General features: G+C 57.4%; 11 protein-coding genes and 1 pseudogene. 6 read left to right on the plus strand and 6 right to left on the minus strand.

Annotated features, from left to right (window positions below):
* Positions 1-247 precede the first annotated feature (247 nt).
* The 3 genes from ACN0V1_RS02725 to ACN0V1_RS02735 form a co-directional block, all read right to left on the minus strand.
* Positions 248-1,660, minus strand: a complete 1,413-nt coding sequence (locus ACN0V1_RS02725; protein ID WP_417543643.1) for a sigma-54 interaction domain-containing protein — start codon at positions 1,658-1,660, stop codon at positions 248-250.
* A gap of 138 nt (positions 1,661-1,798) precedes the next feature.
* Entirely contained in the window at positions 1,799-3,916 is a 2,118-nt protein-coding gene (locus ACN0V1_RS02730; RefSeq protein ID WP_417543508.1) for a 3-hydroxybutyrate oligomer hydrolase family protein, read from the minus strand.
* A gap of 332 nt (positions 3,917-4,248) precedes the next feature.
* On the minus strand, positions 4,249-4,611 hold the full coding sequence (locus ACN0V1_RS02735) for a DUF6164 family protein (protein WP_417543509.1): 363 nt from the start codon (positions 4,609-4,611) through the stop codon (positions 4,249-4,251).
* Positions 4,612-4,698: 87 nt separating this feature from the next.
* Between ACN0V1_RS02735 and ACN0V1_RS02740 the strand changes: the two genes are divergently transcribed.
* The 4 genes from ACN0V1_RS02740 to ACN0V1_RS02755 are packed head-to-tail and all read left to right on the plus strand — an operon-like array spanning position 4,699 to position 9,193.
* On the plus strand, positions 4,699-6,111 hold the full coding sequence (locus tag ACN0V1_RS02740) for a DUF2868 domain-containing protein (RefSeq protein ID WP_417543510.1): 1,413 nt from the start codon (positions 4,699-4,701) through the stop codon (positions 6,109-6,111).
* On the plus strand, positions 6,108-7,538 hold the full coding sequence (locus ACN0V1_RS02745; RefSeq protein ID WP_417543511.1) for a GTPase/DUF3482 domain-containing protein: 1,431 nt from the start codon (positions 6,108-6,110) through the stop codon (positions 7,536-7,538). Before ACN0V1_RS02740 ends, ACN0V1_RS02745 begins: the two co-directional genes overlap by 4 nt.
* Before the next feature lie 50 nt (positions 7,539-7,588).
* The gene (locus tag ACN0V1_RS02750; RefSeq protein ID WP_291944667.1) at positions 7,589-7,984 is read left to right on the plus strand and encodes an ectoine synthase; all 396 of its coding nucleotides are present in this window, start codon (positions 7,589-7,591) and stop codon (positions 7,982-7,984) included.
* A 6-nt stretch (positions 7,985-7,990) separates the two neighbouring features.
* Positions 7,991-9,193: a CynX/NimT family MFS transporter gene (locus ACN0V1_RS02755; RefSeq protein WP_417543512.1), complete on the plus strand. Its 1,203-nt coding sequence runs from the start codon at positions 7,991-7,993 to the stop codon at positions 9,191-9,193.
* Between the two features lie 142 nt (positions 9,194-9,335).
* Here the strand turns inward: ACN0V1_RS02755 and ACN0V1_RS02760 are convergent, their stop codons facing one another.
* On the minus strand, positions 9,336-10,511 hold the full coding sequence (locus ACN0V1_RS02760; RefSeq protein ID WP_417543513.1) for a type III PLP-dependent enzyme: 1,176 nt from the start codon (positions 10,509-10,511) through the stop codon (positions 9,336-9,338).
* A gap of 213 nt (positions 10,512-10,724) precedes the next feature.
* On the opposite strand from ACN0V1_RS02760, the pseudogene ACN0V1_RS02765 reads away from it, so the two are divergent.
* Positions 10,725-10,886 (plus strand): annotated as a pseudogene (locus ACN0V1_RS02765) (fatty acid cis/trans isomerase); the annotation flags it as partial.
* Between the two features lie 53 nt (positions 10,887-10,939).
* Here ACN0V1_RS02765 and ACN0V1_RS02770 read toward each other — a convergent pair.
* Positions 10,940-11,758, minus strand: a complete 819-nt coding sequence (locus tag ACN0V1_RS02770) for an ATP-grasp domain-containing protein (protein WP_417543514.1) — start codon at positions 11,756-11,758, stop codon at positions 10,940-10,942.
* Positions 11,759-11,919: 161 nt separating this feature from the next.
* Here ACN0V1_RS02770 and ACN0V1_RS02775 point away from each other — a divergent pair, with 161 nt between their 5' ends.
* On the plus strand, positions 11,920-12,288 hold the full coding sequence (locus ACN0V1_RS02775; protein WP_417543515.1) for a DUF6746 family protein: 369 nt from the start codon (positions 11,920-11,922) through the stop codon (positions 12,286-12,288).
* Positions 12,289-12,297: 9 nt separating this feature from the next.
* Here the strand turns inward: ACN0V1_RS02775 and hrpB are convergent, their stop codons facing one another.
* On the minus strand, positions 12,298-14,817 hold the full coding sequence (gene hrpB / locus ACN0V1_RS02780; RefSeq protein WP_417543516.1) for an ATP-dependent helicase HrpB: 2,520 nt from the start codon (positions 14,815-14,817) through the stop codon (positions 12,298-12,300).
* Positions 14,818-14,880: the final 63 nt, after the last annotated feature.

Below are 14,880 nucleotides of genomic sequence, written 5' to 3' on the forward strand. Positions count from 1 at the left end.
GCAGGAAACGAGACAGACATTTGTATTTTTCGGGTCCAACGAAAGCGCCAGTCTTGTTTTCTGCGTTGTTCTGACGTCCTGCATTCGAGAATGAGCATGGACTGTGCCAGAACTTTTTTTATCTTTTATATCAGATAGATAGGAAGAGAATCAGACATTTATGAGCTTCCGAAATGTCCGAAAAATCGGACAACATAATCCTATAGTCGTACGTACTTGTGCTGATATCAAGACACCTGTCCGGAAATCAGGACATCTTGGCCAGTTTCTCGTACAGTACCGAGCGGGAAATGCCCAATAGCCGGGCGGCTTTGGTGCGGTTTCCCCTGCTTGCAACCAGGGCCTCTTCCACGGCCTGAGCTTCCGCCTCTGCCAGGGTTTCAGCCAATCGCCTGATGGGTCGCGGCGCAATCTGAGAGGCCGGACGCACCCCGGCCCGAGGCAGCACCTTGAACATGGCATCGGCATCCAGAACGCCACCTTCTTCACTCATGGTCAGGGCTCTCTCCAGCACATTACGCAGTTCGCGGATGTTGCCGGGCCAGTCGTAACTGGCCAAGGCCGCCACGCCGGCATCGGTAATTTCCGCCCGCATGCCCAGCCCCTCGCTGATTTCCCAGAGCAGGGTTTCGCACAGCAACCCGATGTCGGCAAGACGCTCTCTCAGGGGTGGTATGGGGATCTCCAACACGTTGAGCCGGTAATACAGATCCGAGCGGAAGCTGCCATCGGCGATCATGGCTTCAAGATTGCGGCTGGTTGCCGCAATAACGCGGACATCCACAGATACTACCTTGTTGGAGCCCAGCGGTTCGACTTCACCTTCCTGCAGGGCCCGCAACAGTTTGGCCTGCAACGGCAAGGGCATATCGCCGACTTCGTCCAGAAACAGCGTGCCACCGTTCGCGAGCTGGAACTTGCCCTCCCGGTGCTTGCGGTCTGCGCCGGTATAAGCGCCTGGCGCGACACCGAAGAACTCAGCCTCCAGAAGATTATCGGGAATGGCCGCCACGTTCACACCCACAAACGGCTTCTCTGCGCGGCTGGAGACGGAGTGGATTGCCTGGGCCAGTACCTCCTTGCCGGTGCCGGTTTCACCCAGCAAAAGCACGGCCATCTCACGGCCGGCAGCCAGACGAGCACGGCGCTTCACTTCCAGGGCTCCAGGGCTGGCGCCAACAAAATCTCCGAGACTGTATCGAGTGCTCCTCGCTTTTTTAGCCAGCGCCTTGCGGGCCGCGGCGAGATCCTGATGCAGCCGCCGGTACTTGCTGACCAGGGGCGTGAGCGGTTGCAGGTCATCGTAGAGAACAAACGCTACAGCGCCTTCAATCTGTCCGGCTTCGTTATAAAAGGGTAACCGGGTAACCACCAGTTGTTGTTGGTGATGCTCCATGATGTCGAGCAGCAGGGGGTTGCCGGTTTCCACAACTTCGGGCATGCGGGTTCCAGGGATCACTTGGCGCACCGGGCGACCAATGGCACTGGCTGTGTCTTTCAGGCCCAGCAGTTGCGAATAGCTGCTGTTCATCCAGGTAATGCGGGCATCACGATCTACGGCAATTGCCCCTGCGCTGGCTTCCTCGAACATAGGGAAAAGCGCTTCGATAAGTTCCCGAGTCAGCCCGTTTTTGTTTTTCTCACCAAACAACTGTGTCATGTACTGCGTACCGCCGGGTTCAATATCATTCATGTTGAAAGCCCTGACACCCGGCAAGCCGGGTGTTCTGTCGGAAGTATATGGCCCTCTCAGCAGCCTGAGCAAATGAGAGGACGCGCGCGACGGTCAAAAAGACGGTTATTCCGGGATGTGTAACTCGTTACCAACCAGGCGAATAAGATCTCCATTTGCCGGTTGTGCTGCAATTACAGGAAGGTTGCTCTCAGCCAGCGGTGTTGCAAAATCTGCCCGTGGCGTGGTCCGGACCACCTGACTAGGCGGCAGCTCGGTGCCGTTGGTCAAGCGCTCCCACACCAGATCCAGAGCCTGAAAATAGTAATGGTGTAGCGGCACATAGCGGTCACCAATACCCGGAAACTGGTTCAGGATATCGAGGTGGTGAGCATTGAGTACTTCGTAGTAACGAAGTTCGCTGCCAGCTCCCTCAACTCGCTGATTAAGTCCGTAGTAGGGCCGGGATGTGTGGTTGATGGGCAGAATGGCATCCGCCCGACCGGTCACAAACACCGCAGGCTTGCCACGGAGGTTTCCGGTTGCCCTGATGTCTTCGATGCCCTCGGAGATCGCAGCAGCAAGCGCAGCATCGGTACCTGTCAAAGCATCTCCTGTAACGGCATCACGACCCAGGGCCAGGCCGTGCAAGCACAACAAGGCGTCCAGGCCATAATCCATCTGACTGCTGCTTGGAGATACACTTGTGGGAAGTGCCGTGGGCTGGCCTGCAGCGTCATCGTAAACAATATCGACTCCCGCAGTGGGTGGGATACCGTTACTGGTCGCAAAGGCTGCTGCTTCCTCGGTCGGTGTCAGCGGTCTTACCGCGTAGGCGTTGTCTTTATCCGTGGCGGCAAAGCTTAGCCCGCACACCCGGTCTTCAACTCCGGCACGGGCATAGGCGTTGGCGTAGGTCATGGAAATACTCTGGGCAACCTTGGAGGCAAAATGCACCGGCGCAAGCAGGTTCTGCTCGGGCTGGATGCCGAATTCCTCGTTCAGGATACGCTGTGCCTCGATAGCGTAGTCGTCGATGGTTGCGCTGGCGGCACCGCTGAGCAACCCTTTGCTAGCCAATGAGTTACAGATATTTTCACGCACCGCCGTCGCGTTAAGCACGTTCAGTGGTGCGATATCACGGATAGCCGGTGCCTGGTTGGCACAACCCTGGTACACCGCCAGCGCAGTGGTGTACTCGAAAAGGCTGCGACTGTGCTCGGTAATTGCGGTGCCGGTACCCTGAACAATGGTGAAGCCTGTATCCACAACCGGATTCACATTGGGCTCGGATACCGCCACCCCGTCGATCAGACCTTGCGTGTCCTGCTCTGCAGCGCGAACGGATGAACCGCCACCATTGGAAACACTGGAGGCAATAACCAGAGTTTTCTTTGGCTTGATCGTGATGAGGGTTTTCCCGTTGCCCAGCTCACGGCCAAATTTTTCGTTGAGCACGTAAAAACCGAACTCAATGGATTGCAGCACGTAACGCCCCCAATCCGCCTCAGGATTGGCTTTGGAGTGGGCGTGTTTGAAAGCAAAACGGTCCGGCCAGACCGCACTGAAATCCGACCGGGCCGTGTCAGACAGATCTGCACGGAACTGGACCGCTTCGTCCGCACCGGTCAGAGTGCCATCCATGCGCTGGGCCGTATTGGTTTCCAGATTGTGGGAGCCCGTGCCGGTGCCTTTATCGGTATAGACTACGGCGCAGCCCTTCTTCAGCCCCCACTCACCGGCGGTGCCGATCGCGCCATAGATACCCCGGGAACCCGAAGAGGGTGCGGTCACCATACAGGCGTTGCGCGGATCGAAGCTCTCAGGTACCTGAGCCATGACGGTTACCGGCACGTTGCTGCCCGGCACCGTCATGAAGGCAAGATATTCCTCGCCGGCAATCCGACCTTCACCGGTGGCGCCCACACTGGGGCCAAAGAAGGTACCGTATCCGCCACCGGGAGCCGTGTCGACCAAGGCCCGGTAATTGTTGTAGATCGCCAGTCGCCGAAGTTCGGCGGGCGTTGGCGCAAGCGGTTCGTTAAAAACTGGCGCCGAACCGACGAATCCGGAGGCGCCGAGACCAGCGGTCAGGAGATCGTCGGTGATGCCATCGTAGGTGGTCTGCGCAATATCGCCCTGGATGAACTCGGGCAGCGCGTTGAAGGGGGAATTGCCTTTCGCCCAGACACTCGATGCGAACACGGTGACACCGATCAGGGTGCCCATCATTATACGTTTCATGGTCGTTCCTTATTTGTTGTTGTTAAGAACGGGTCGGGACCACGACCCGAAACGACACCCATGCGCGTCCTGTGCCATAATTTTACGCGTTTGTTTTTATTGATTATTCCCAGGATTTGTTTTGGCGAGAAGAAATATTCGTCCTGATTCCCGGACAGCTTTACTCCCGCCGGGACTCGGATTCACATTGGAACACCCTGTTATAGGGGTTACTACAGCCGACATGTCCTGAAAACCGGACGTCGTCTTGATTGTCGGACAGCCGATTAAAGCGACACAAATCCAGCCCTGTCCGCAAAGCATAAATTCGCCTTGTGGAATGGCCCGGGAACCTAACCTATGTGGATAAACGGCAGCAGACTCAGACCAATCATTACCAAAATGGCAAAGCAGGCCACCAGCGTGCGAACTGGCTTATGCCGGAACATATGCCAGACTCCACCTGTTTCGCCACTCAGGCGCCGCGCCTCATAGGTCGCACGCTGGCTTTGCAACCGCTGGCGTTGGTAATCCTGCAACAGGGCTCGGGCTCGGTCAGCTTCGTCGGTATCGTGAACCCAGAAACCACCCATACTGATACCCCAGCGGCTTGGCGGCGTCTCGTAAAAGCGCACATCGTGAGCCTCAAACAGCGCCCGTATTTCCTCGGCTTCGTCATCCGGCACGTGGCGCAAATTCATCAGGTGGTGGGGCATGAAAGCTCGTTGTCTGGTATCGGACAGGGTATTACCGATATCCTACCACCAAAGATAGACAGACCGAATTCACAACCGGAACCGTTCATGACAGACCACCCCCTCCGCCTGTTGCTGGATTTTGATGCCTGCGCCCAGAGAGACAATGGCCAGGCCCCGGCATTTCTGCACCGGCGGGATCGCAAGTTTGCACTGACCTGCGAACAACAAGGCGTGACGCCTGGCCCGAAACGCTGGCTTGCACACATGAACCATCTCAGCGGCCCCGGCGCAGGCCCATCCTTCGCACAACAGACGCTGCGTTTGTGGCGCCGGATCAACAGCGGTTTTATGGCAGCAGGAGCTGTGTTCGGCTTACTGACCATGCTCGGCTTGTTGTTCTATGACGGCGGGCAGCGCATCAACGTCACCGTCATTCTGGCCTTTGTAGCCTTCCAGTTTTTGCTCGCGCTGTTGACTACGGTTCAGTCCCTGGTCGGCTGGCAGCCGTGGCGTGGACTGCTTCGGCGCTTTCGCAACAACCCCGAATCTGCCGTTTCGGTCAGGCTTCAGCCAATGCTCATGGCGCGGGCCGCGCAGCTGGGCGGGCTGTGTTTTGCTCTGGCTGGCCTGGCGACTTTGCTGGTTATGGTAGTGCTTCAGGATCTTGCCTTTGGCTGGAGTACGACACTCGAGACCGACGCAAGCAGTTATCACCGCATGATATCTGCGGTTGCCACACCCTGGGCTTGGCTGTGGCCGGCCGCCGTTCCTGACTCTGCGCTCGTGGAGGCCACCCGGTTCTTTCGCGCCACCACGGGAGAAAGCAGCCTGAACCCGGCGCGCTGGGGCCAGTGGTGGCCCTTCATTGCCATGCTCTGGACAACCTGGGCTCTGCTGCCCCGGTTCGTTCTTTTCATACTGGCAGGCGTGCTGATCCGCCGCAAATCCAGGCATCTGCTGGCCAGTCATCCTGCGATGCGCGCGTTAATGTACCGTATGGAAACACCGGCGCTTGATACCGGCAATGACCATAACGACGCCTCAGACCTGCCCGACACCGAAACGGATTTGAAGCTACAGCCCTTGCCGGATGCCCGCATCGTATTGTGCTGGGCCGGTGCTGGCGACCCGGAGCTGCCGGATGCGCTCAGCACTGGCAAGAGCCTGATTGCCAAAGCAGGAGGCAAGATGACTCTCGCGGAGGACCGGCAGACACTGGAGCAGATAGCCGCCCAGCTGGCCCAAGGGTCCAACCAGTCCGTTCAGCTGGTTACCCGCAGTTGGGAGCCGCCCACCGGCGAACTGGAGGACTTATTGGCCAGCACCAGAGAACTCTGGCCCAAAGGAACGCAGATCGCCCTGGTGCCACTGGCTACTCGCATTGAGCGGGAGCCAGATGCCCACCAGGTTCAGCAATGGCTGAGGTTTGCCAGGCGCGCAGGACCGGAGTTTGTGACGGTCAGCCTTATACCGATTCACGGGGCCGTTCCGGACATGGGCGGGGGAGTTACCCAATGAATACCGCACCCATCTTTGCCGTCGTGGGTCACCCGAACAAGGGCAAGTCCAGCGTCGTGGCGACTCTGTCGCAGAACGATGCTATCGCCATTGCACTGGAACCAGGCACAACGCGCACCCGGCAATCGTATCCACTGAGCGTAGACGGAAAAACTCTCTATACGCTAGTGGATACACCCGGTTTCCAGCGCCCCCGGCGGGTTCTCGAATGGCTGGAAGCCCACAGTGTATCGGCATCGGATCACAGCGAAACCGTGCGGGCGTTTGTTCTGCAGCATCAGGACGACGGCCGCTTTACCGACGAGTGTGAGCTGCTGACGCCGTTGATCGAAGGCGCCGGAATTATCTACGTGGTGGATGGATCCTCCCCCTACAGCGCCCAGCACGAAGCCGAAATGACCATTTTACGCTGGACAGGGCAACCCAGCCTCGCACTGATCAACAGCATCGGGCCCGACGATTACAGTGATACCTGGCAAGCAGCACTGGGCCAGTTTTTTCAGGTTGTTCGCAAGTTCGACGCCGTTCGTGCCCCGTTTGAGCAACATCTCAGCCTTTTACGGGCCTTTGGCCAGCTTGAGCCAGGCTGGGAGAAGTCGCTGGACCAGGCAACACATCATTTGTTAGCCCAGCGCCAGCGACGTCGCCTCCAGGCGGCAGGCATCATTGCCAAAGCCTTGAAGGACATGATGTCGTTCCAGGAAAAACGCACCCTGACTCTGGATCAGGCAGTCGGTACCAGTGACAGCACCCTTGCGGACCAACTCCGGCAACGCTGGTATCAGCACCAGCGCCAGCGGGAACAATCTCTACGGGTGGAAATCGAGCATCTGTACCAGCATCAAAGCATCCGGCGACAGGAAGCCGAACTGGAATGGCACAGCGATCATGATCTGTTCTCGGAAGACAGCCGCAAGCATTGGGCTGTCAGCAAGCGTTATCTGGCCACAGCCGGTTTCGGTGCAGGCGCCGTAAGTGGTGCGGGGCTGGACGCTCTGACACTGGGCTCATCGCTGGGCACCGGGGCGCTGGTCGGTGGCCTGATCGGTGCGGCCGGGAGCTATTTTTACGGCGGCAAGTTTACCCTGCCGGTTCTGAACATCGGTCTGCTCCAGGACGGCCTGAAAACGGCTACTTTCGGGCCAGTGCAGGACAGCCAGTTTGGCTATGTGGTGCTGGGGCGAGCTGTAGATCACTGGTGGCACATCAGCCATCGCAACCACGCCGGCAGAGAGCTGCTCGACCTGCAACCCGCAGATCATCACTGGCTCGAACGCCTCGATAAAAAGAGCCGTCAAACCATCCAGAGAACTTTGGACAAATGCCGTAAACAGCAGCCTCTGGATGAAAGCCAGCAGCACAGGTTTCACGTCGCCATAGAGCAATGCATGGCAGTTTATGACGACTGGCGGTTGAATCGGACCTGAAATGAATGTTTATACTGTATGGCTATTCCATCAAATGACGAGGAATGCTCATGAAGATTGTACGAGTTAAGGACATCATCGGTACCGAACGTGAAGTGCATGGCCCGGGCTGGACCAGCCGTCGCATGTTGTTGAAAAAAGATGGTATGGGCTTCTCTTTCCACGAAACAATTATCCCTGCAGGCGCCGAACTGAACCTGTGGTACAAGCATCACCTGGAAGCGGTTTACTGCGTAGCCGGCAACGGCACCATTACCGACAAAGCCACGGGTGAAACCCACGAAATCTCGGATGGCACGCTTTACGCTCTCGACAAACATGATCAGCATACCCTCCGTGGTGGCACTGAAGACATGCGCTTGATCTGCTCGTTCAACCCGCCCGTCACTGGCCAGGAAGTACACGACGCAGACGGCGCCTATCTGCCGGATACCAGCGAAGACTGATCTTTCTTGTCGGCAACTGAACACCCCGTGCCATCCACACCACCAACCACCTCGCCATCGTCAGCAAGCCTGCTGCCGGTGGCGCTGTTACTTTGGCTGGCCGGCGTTTACTTGCGCATTCCGATACTGGTTGCGCCACCGCTGGCACCTTTTATCGGTGACGAACTGGCACTCTCCCAGACTCTTACCGGCGCTCTGACCACACTGCCCATCCTGATGCTTGCCATAGGCGCCATGCCCGGCTCCCTGTCCATTTCCCGTATAGGCCCGCGCAATACACTGGCGCTAGCCATGTTCATTATGGTCATCGGCTCCGCAGGCCGTGGCCTGGCACCAGACACACTTACATTGATGCTCACCAGTGCCGTTATGGGCATCGGCATTGCCATGATGCAACCCGCATTACCTGCGCTGCTGCCCCGTTGGCTGGAACCAAATCATCTGGCCTTCGGATCGGCGATCTACATGAACGGCATGCTGATGGGCGAATTCATAGGCGCCGGCATCACCCTGCCAATCATCATGCCGCTACTGGATAACAGCTGGCGCGCAACCATGCTGGTCTGGTCACTGCCCGCACTGCTGGTCGCCGCAGCCCTGTTTCTGCCCAAACGCGACCTGGCCCAGCCCACCCGCAAAGTCGCCTGGCTACCAGACTGGAAAAACCCGCTCACCCTTAAACTGGGCTTGTTACTTGGCGTCTCAGGCTCCCTGTTTTTCGGCGTAAACGCCTATCTGGGCGCCTTACTGGAGCAAAGAGGCGAGTTCGACAACCTCACCGAAGCCCTTTTCTGGTACAACTTTGCCCAGGTAATCGCATCACTGCTGATGTTGAAAATGGCCCGCTACTGGGTAGGCAAAAAACCCCCGCTGATCATCATGCTGATATTCAGTCTGTTGGGAACCGTAGGGATGTTAGTGTTTACCGGATGGTGGGCAATCGCCAGCGCAACGTTCATGAGCTTCACCGCTGGCGTATTACTGATCATGATGGTGGCCTTGCCACCCTTGCTGGTACCCGCCAGCGAAACCGGAAGGCTATCCGCCGGCAACTTCCTGGTGGGTTATACGATAGCGTTCACCGTACCCATGCTGGGCGGCTTGCTTTCAGACTGGACCGGCGACATAAGACACGCCATAGCTGTAATGATCGCCTACGGAATACTGGTTTCTCCATTGGCAATAAAACTCAACCTCCAGCGTCAATAAAGCGCTCCCACCAATGGCCAAAGGCCGGGGAGCGGGGTGTCTTTTCTGCCGGGAAAAAATGTCTGAGCAAAGCGAGTTGTTTTTCCCGGCAGAAAAGACACCCCGCTTCGCGGCCCCCCCCAATGAAGCAGGCCTTCAAGCTTTAAATGTAATAATCCTTCAACGGAGGAAACCCGTTAAATTCTACTGCACTGTATGTCGTGGTGTAGGCGCCTGTGGACAACCAGTACATGCGGTCCCCGATGGCCAGGTTCAGTGGTAGCGGGTACTTGTGGTGCTCATACATAATGTCTGCACTATCACAGGTAGGCCCGGCAATCACACAGTCCTCACCTTCGCCTTTTTTGTCTGTCCAGATCGGAAACTTGATCGACTCGTCCAGCGTTTCGATCAACCCATTGAACTTACCCACATCGGTAAACACCCAACGGTGCAATGCAGTACGGGATTTACGGGCGATCAGAACAACCTCGCTGACCAGAACACCGGCGTTGGAAATCAACGAGCGGCCGGGCTCGATAATAATCTCGGGCAGATCATCACCAAAGTCTTCCTTCAGGAAACGTGTGATCTCCGACGCATACACACCCAACTCGTTGGTGCGGTTTATGTAATTGGCTGGAAAGCCACCGCCCATGTTAATCATCTTCAACTCGATGCCGTCTTCTTCTTTCAAACGCTCGAAGATGACCTTCACTTTGTTCAAGGCTGAGTCCCAAGCGCCGATTTCACGCTGCTGGGAGCCCACGTGGAAAGACACACCGTAAGGCACCAACCCCAGATCCCGAGCCAGGATCAGCAGATCCATGGCCATATCGTTCTCGCAACCAAACTTGCGGGACAGCGGCCAATCTGCTGTTTGCGTGCCATCGGTCAGAATGCGCACGTAGATCTTCGAGCCAGGTGCCGCCTTGGCAATGTTACGCAAATCCGCCTCGGAATCCGTGGCAAACAGACGTACACCCTTCTCATAGAACGTACGAATATCCCGTGCCTTCTTGATGGTGTTGCCGTAACTGATCCTGTCCGCCGTGACGTTCAGCCCCATCACCTTTTCCAGCTCATACACCGACGCAATATCAAAGTTCGCACCCTTGTCCCGCAGCAGGGTCAAAACCTGCGGAGCCGGGTTTGCCTTCACCGCGTAATACACCTTGGCGTAAGGAAAACCATCCACCAACTCGTCGTACTGACGATTGATGGTCGCAGTATCGATAACCACAAACGGTGTTTCTTTGTCATCGGCAAACGCTTTGATCCGGTTAAAGGTCTCAGCGGTGTAGTAATCAGCGATGTTAGCGTTGGCTGACTCAGTCATGGATGGCGTGTCTCTCCGGGAGTAATAAAACTATGCGTGGTAACAGGCACCCAAACAGATTGGCACCCGACAATAATCGCGATAATCAGGCTTTTCCAACCCCACAGATATCAGCATATCTACCCATAATTTAAACAGTTGCCAGCCACCGCCAATGGCAGAAAGGACGGGGAGTGGGGTGTCTTTTCTGTCGGGAAAAATGTCTGGGCGCACATGCTGGATAACGCAGAGTACTTTACCCACACCTTCATTCGCGGGCCGATATGTCGTGGTCAGATTACCGCCGACGTGATCTGTGATCGCGCTCACCGACATTTCTGGGAGATTCTCCACGACATCACTGCCTGGCAGCAGGAGCATCAGCCCCTGCAGGCGGGTATTTTCGATATCAACCGGTACAAGAACCTGTAACCGATCAAGCCCCGGGTTCAGACCGCCACAGGGTGGAATGGCTCGGGGGTGTTGGACCCGCCGGGGTCCCGGGGCTCACTTTGCTGCAGCAGGTATTCCAGAATGGCGTCCTTCAGGTCACTGCCCTGGCCCAGGCCCTGGTTACCGAATAAACGGTTAAACTCCAGCACGTAGGGATAACCTTCCACCAGAGCAATATCAAAACCGGCGTGATCCACCTCCAGCGCCCGGGCAAGCCGGAGAGCCAGGTCTGTCATCACCGCCGGCACCGGGCTATTGTCAATCCGGCCGCCCTTGGACACGTTGTTGTAGAACCCCTGATCAGCCTGAGTGCGCCAGTAGGCTGTTACTACCTTATCGCCCACCACGACAACGCGCGCGTCGCGGTCCAGCGGCAGGTACTCCTGAACATACAGAACCTCTGTGCGGTCGCAGTATTTACGCCAGTCAGCGAGGGTTTCAATCAGCCACACGCCTTCGCCCATACTGGCCTTCGGCAACTTCGCCACAAAGGGCAGCACCATAACGCTCCATATGTGTTCGCGCTCCTGGGGGCCGTTAGCCTCAATGATTGTCCAGGGAGTATGTTCAGGCGCGACCGCCTCAAAAGCCCGGGTCATTTCAACTTTGTCATGGCCAATGCGGTAGCTGGCAACGCTTGGGAAAACGCGGCATTTCAGGCCATGCACCAGTGCGTTGAGCTGCCAGTATTCGGGGAACAGCACCCAGTCTGCATTGCTCAGCAGTTCTTTATGGCGCAGGAAATGCTCCGGCTTGAGTACGGTTGTGTCAGGGAAGCCGAGCGTGCGAAAAACATTAAACGATACGAATTGCATGTGGACGGCGTCGCGCAGATAGAAAGTGGGCAAATTTTAGACAGTTTCGATCTGTGCGCAAGCTTTTTTATGAGCTTACTTGATTACGGTCATGGCTTACATGAAGCGCATTGATAATAATTCGCATTACCTTATTCATGACCTTACCCCGGAGCCATATCATGACAAGTCTTCGTCACTTCACTGCGGTAGCCGCCTCCCTGTTGATCGCGGTGCCCGCCTTTGCCAGCGACAGTGATCACTTTAAAGGCCACCCTGCAAACACTCTCGAGCAAGCGGTTGTCAATTTCTCCGAGTACAACAACAAGCTGGAAAAAGTGCTGGCCGGCGATCTGACTCCGGAAGCCATGAACGAAGTGCACCAGCTCACCTACACTCTGGAAAATGCCTTGCAGAAACTGGATGACGAAATCGATGCACTTGAGGACACTCTTGAGAAAGTCCACAAGGCTTCAGAGCATGCTGACCCTGACACTGTGCGCTCTGCTGGCGAGAGGTATCTGAGCAACAGCCGGAAAATTGTAAAATAATCATCCGGATTATTTTCTTTTGATGCCCTGCTGGGCAACGGCGGTGAGTGGATCTTCTGGCCAGGGATGCTTGGGATAGCGGCCACGGGTATCTTTACGGACCTGTGGATAGACGTTAATCCAGAAACTGGCCAGATCCGCTGTGACCGCAAGTGGTCTTCGAGCCGGAGACAGCAGGTGTATCAGGACTGGCACCTTGCCGCCGGCCACCACAGGCGTTTGTGTCCATCCAAACAGCGCCTGTAACTTGGCTGCCAGTATCGGGCCGTTGTCAGCGGTGTAATCCAGGGTAACGGAGCTGCCGGTCGGAATCGTCAGACTGGTTGGCGCAAGCTCTGCCAACTGCTGCTGTTGCGGATATTCCAACAGGCTGCTCAAGGCGTTCTGCAAGTTCATTTTGCCCAACTCTGACCAACGGCTGATACCACTGAGGAAAGGCGCCAGCCAGTGTTCCAGAGATTCTGCAAGAGCCTGCTCACTGACATCGGGCCACTGGCCGGGAAAGTGTATGGCAAGCAGCGCGACTCTGGCCTGCCACTGCCGGGCTGCAGGTGTCCATGGCAGGTTTTCGAGCCCTTTGCGCCGCACGGCCGCGAGCAGACCCTGCTGAATCAGCTCGGGTGAGGGTTTTGTCAGAGGTTTCTCGGCAAGAAGCAGGGCCCCCAGCCGACGGGTTTTCCGGGCCACTACGGTCCCGCGTTTATCATCCCATTCGGCCTCATCCTGCTCACGAACGTGGGCCACCAGATCGGTTTCCAGAGTAGGCAGATCCACCGGCGCCGCCAGATAAATCCGTGCGTCTCTGGCTTTGCCATCCAGGTCTGCAGCCACCAGCCATTCATGCCGCGCCAGCCCGTCGTCTTCCCGCAACAACGCACCTTTGCCATTGCTGAGCTGATAGCGCGGCGTGTCACCGGGCCGCCGTTTGCCAATACGATCAGGATAAGCGAGCGCTAACAGACGACCGACTTCCATGGCCGTTGGCACCATTTCCTGCTCGCTTTTGTTAGTAGCGCCACGCTCAGACAAGCGTTTTGCCTGCTGGCGCAATGCCTGGAGCCGGTGCGGGTCTATGTGCTGGGAACCGCGCTCACCACGAAGGGCACGAATGCGCTCATGCATATCGGCACCGGCGCCCTGGCCCAGCAAATCCCGATCTTCCAACAACGCCGCCAGTTCAGCCGCCAGCCTGCCCAACCCAAGCGACCGCCCGAGGACCACCATGTGCGCCAGCCGGGGGTGGATGCCCAGTGCCCGCGCCGATTTGCCGTGTTCGGTAATCGCGCCTTCATCGTCCAGCATATCCAGCCACTGCAGCAACTCCATGGCCTGCTGCCAATGCGCAGGGGGCGGCGAGTCGATCCACACCAGCTTATCCGGCGTACGGGCGCCCCATTGGGCCAACTCAAGCACCAGTGGCGCCAGATCCGCCTCGAGAATCTCCGGCGGCGTAAACTCCGCCAGCCCGAATTGTTCGGACTCACTCCATAACCGGTAGCACACGCCCGGTTCCACCCGGCCCGCGCGGCCTTTGCGTTGCTCCGCCGAAGCTTTGGAAACCCGGCTGGTGATCAGCCGCGTCATACCGCTGTTGGGATCAAACACCGCCCGGCGCTGCTGGCCGCTATCAACCACAACCCGCACGCCTTCAATGGTCAGGCTGGTTTCCGCAATGGCGGTTGCCAGCACCACTTTACGGGTGCCTGCAGCTGCCGGTGCAATGGCTTGATCCTGCTCAGCCGCTTTGAGGTTGCCAAACAGGGGTGCGATCACCACGTTCGAGGCCACCTGTCCGGCCAAGGCCTGAGCCACCCGGTGAATCTCTCCAGCCCCTGGCAGAAAAACCAGCACCGAGCCCGGCTGTTGCGCCAAGGCTTCCGTAACCACAGCCACCACCTGATCCACCAGTCGTGGATTGCGCTGCGAGGTGCGCGCCGGACGATAAAATGTGTCTACCGGAAACGCCCGGCCCTCGCTGCTTAACACGGGTACATCTCCGAGCAGGCGGGCAATGGGCGCCGTGTCCAGTGTGGCGGACATCACCAGTACCCGCAGATCTTCCCGCAATGCTTCCTGTGTCTCTCGCACCAGAGCCAATCCGAGATCGGCTTGCAAGGAGCGCTCGTGAAATTCATCAAACAGCACAGCGGCGTAGTCTTCCAGCATGGGATCGCTCTGGATCAGACGGGTGAGAATGCCTTCAGTGACGACCTCTATGCGTGTCGCAGAAGATACTTTGGTATCCAGCCGCGTCCGGTAGCCCACAATCTGCCCGGGCTTCTCGCCCAGTTGCGACGCCATAAACCTGGCTGCCGAGCGCGCCGCCAGCCGCCTTGGCTCCAGCATCAGGATTTTACGACCTTGCAGCCAGGGCGCATTTAGCAGCGCCGGGGGCACGCGGGTTGTTTTACCGGCGCCTGGAGGCGCCTGCAGCAGGGCTGTTGTGGCCTGCTCCAGCGTCTGTTTCAGCTCTGGCAGGATGTGATCTATGGGAAGCTCTTTCGGAGTCGTGGTGCCCTGTTGGTACATGCAGTAGGTCCGGCGAGAGTATTTTCAGCCGGGCAGTCTAAGCGAGTTCCGCAGCCATGTCAG

The sequence above is a fragment of the Marinobacter sp. genome, assembly GCF_048266785.1.
Lineage (GTDB): Bacteria > Pseudomonadota > Gammaproteobacteria > Pseudomonadales > Oleiphilaceae > Marinobacter.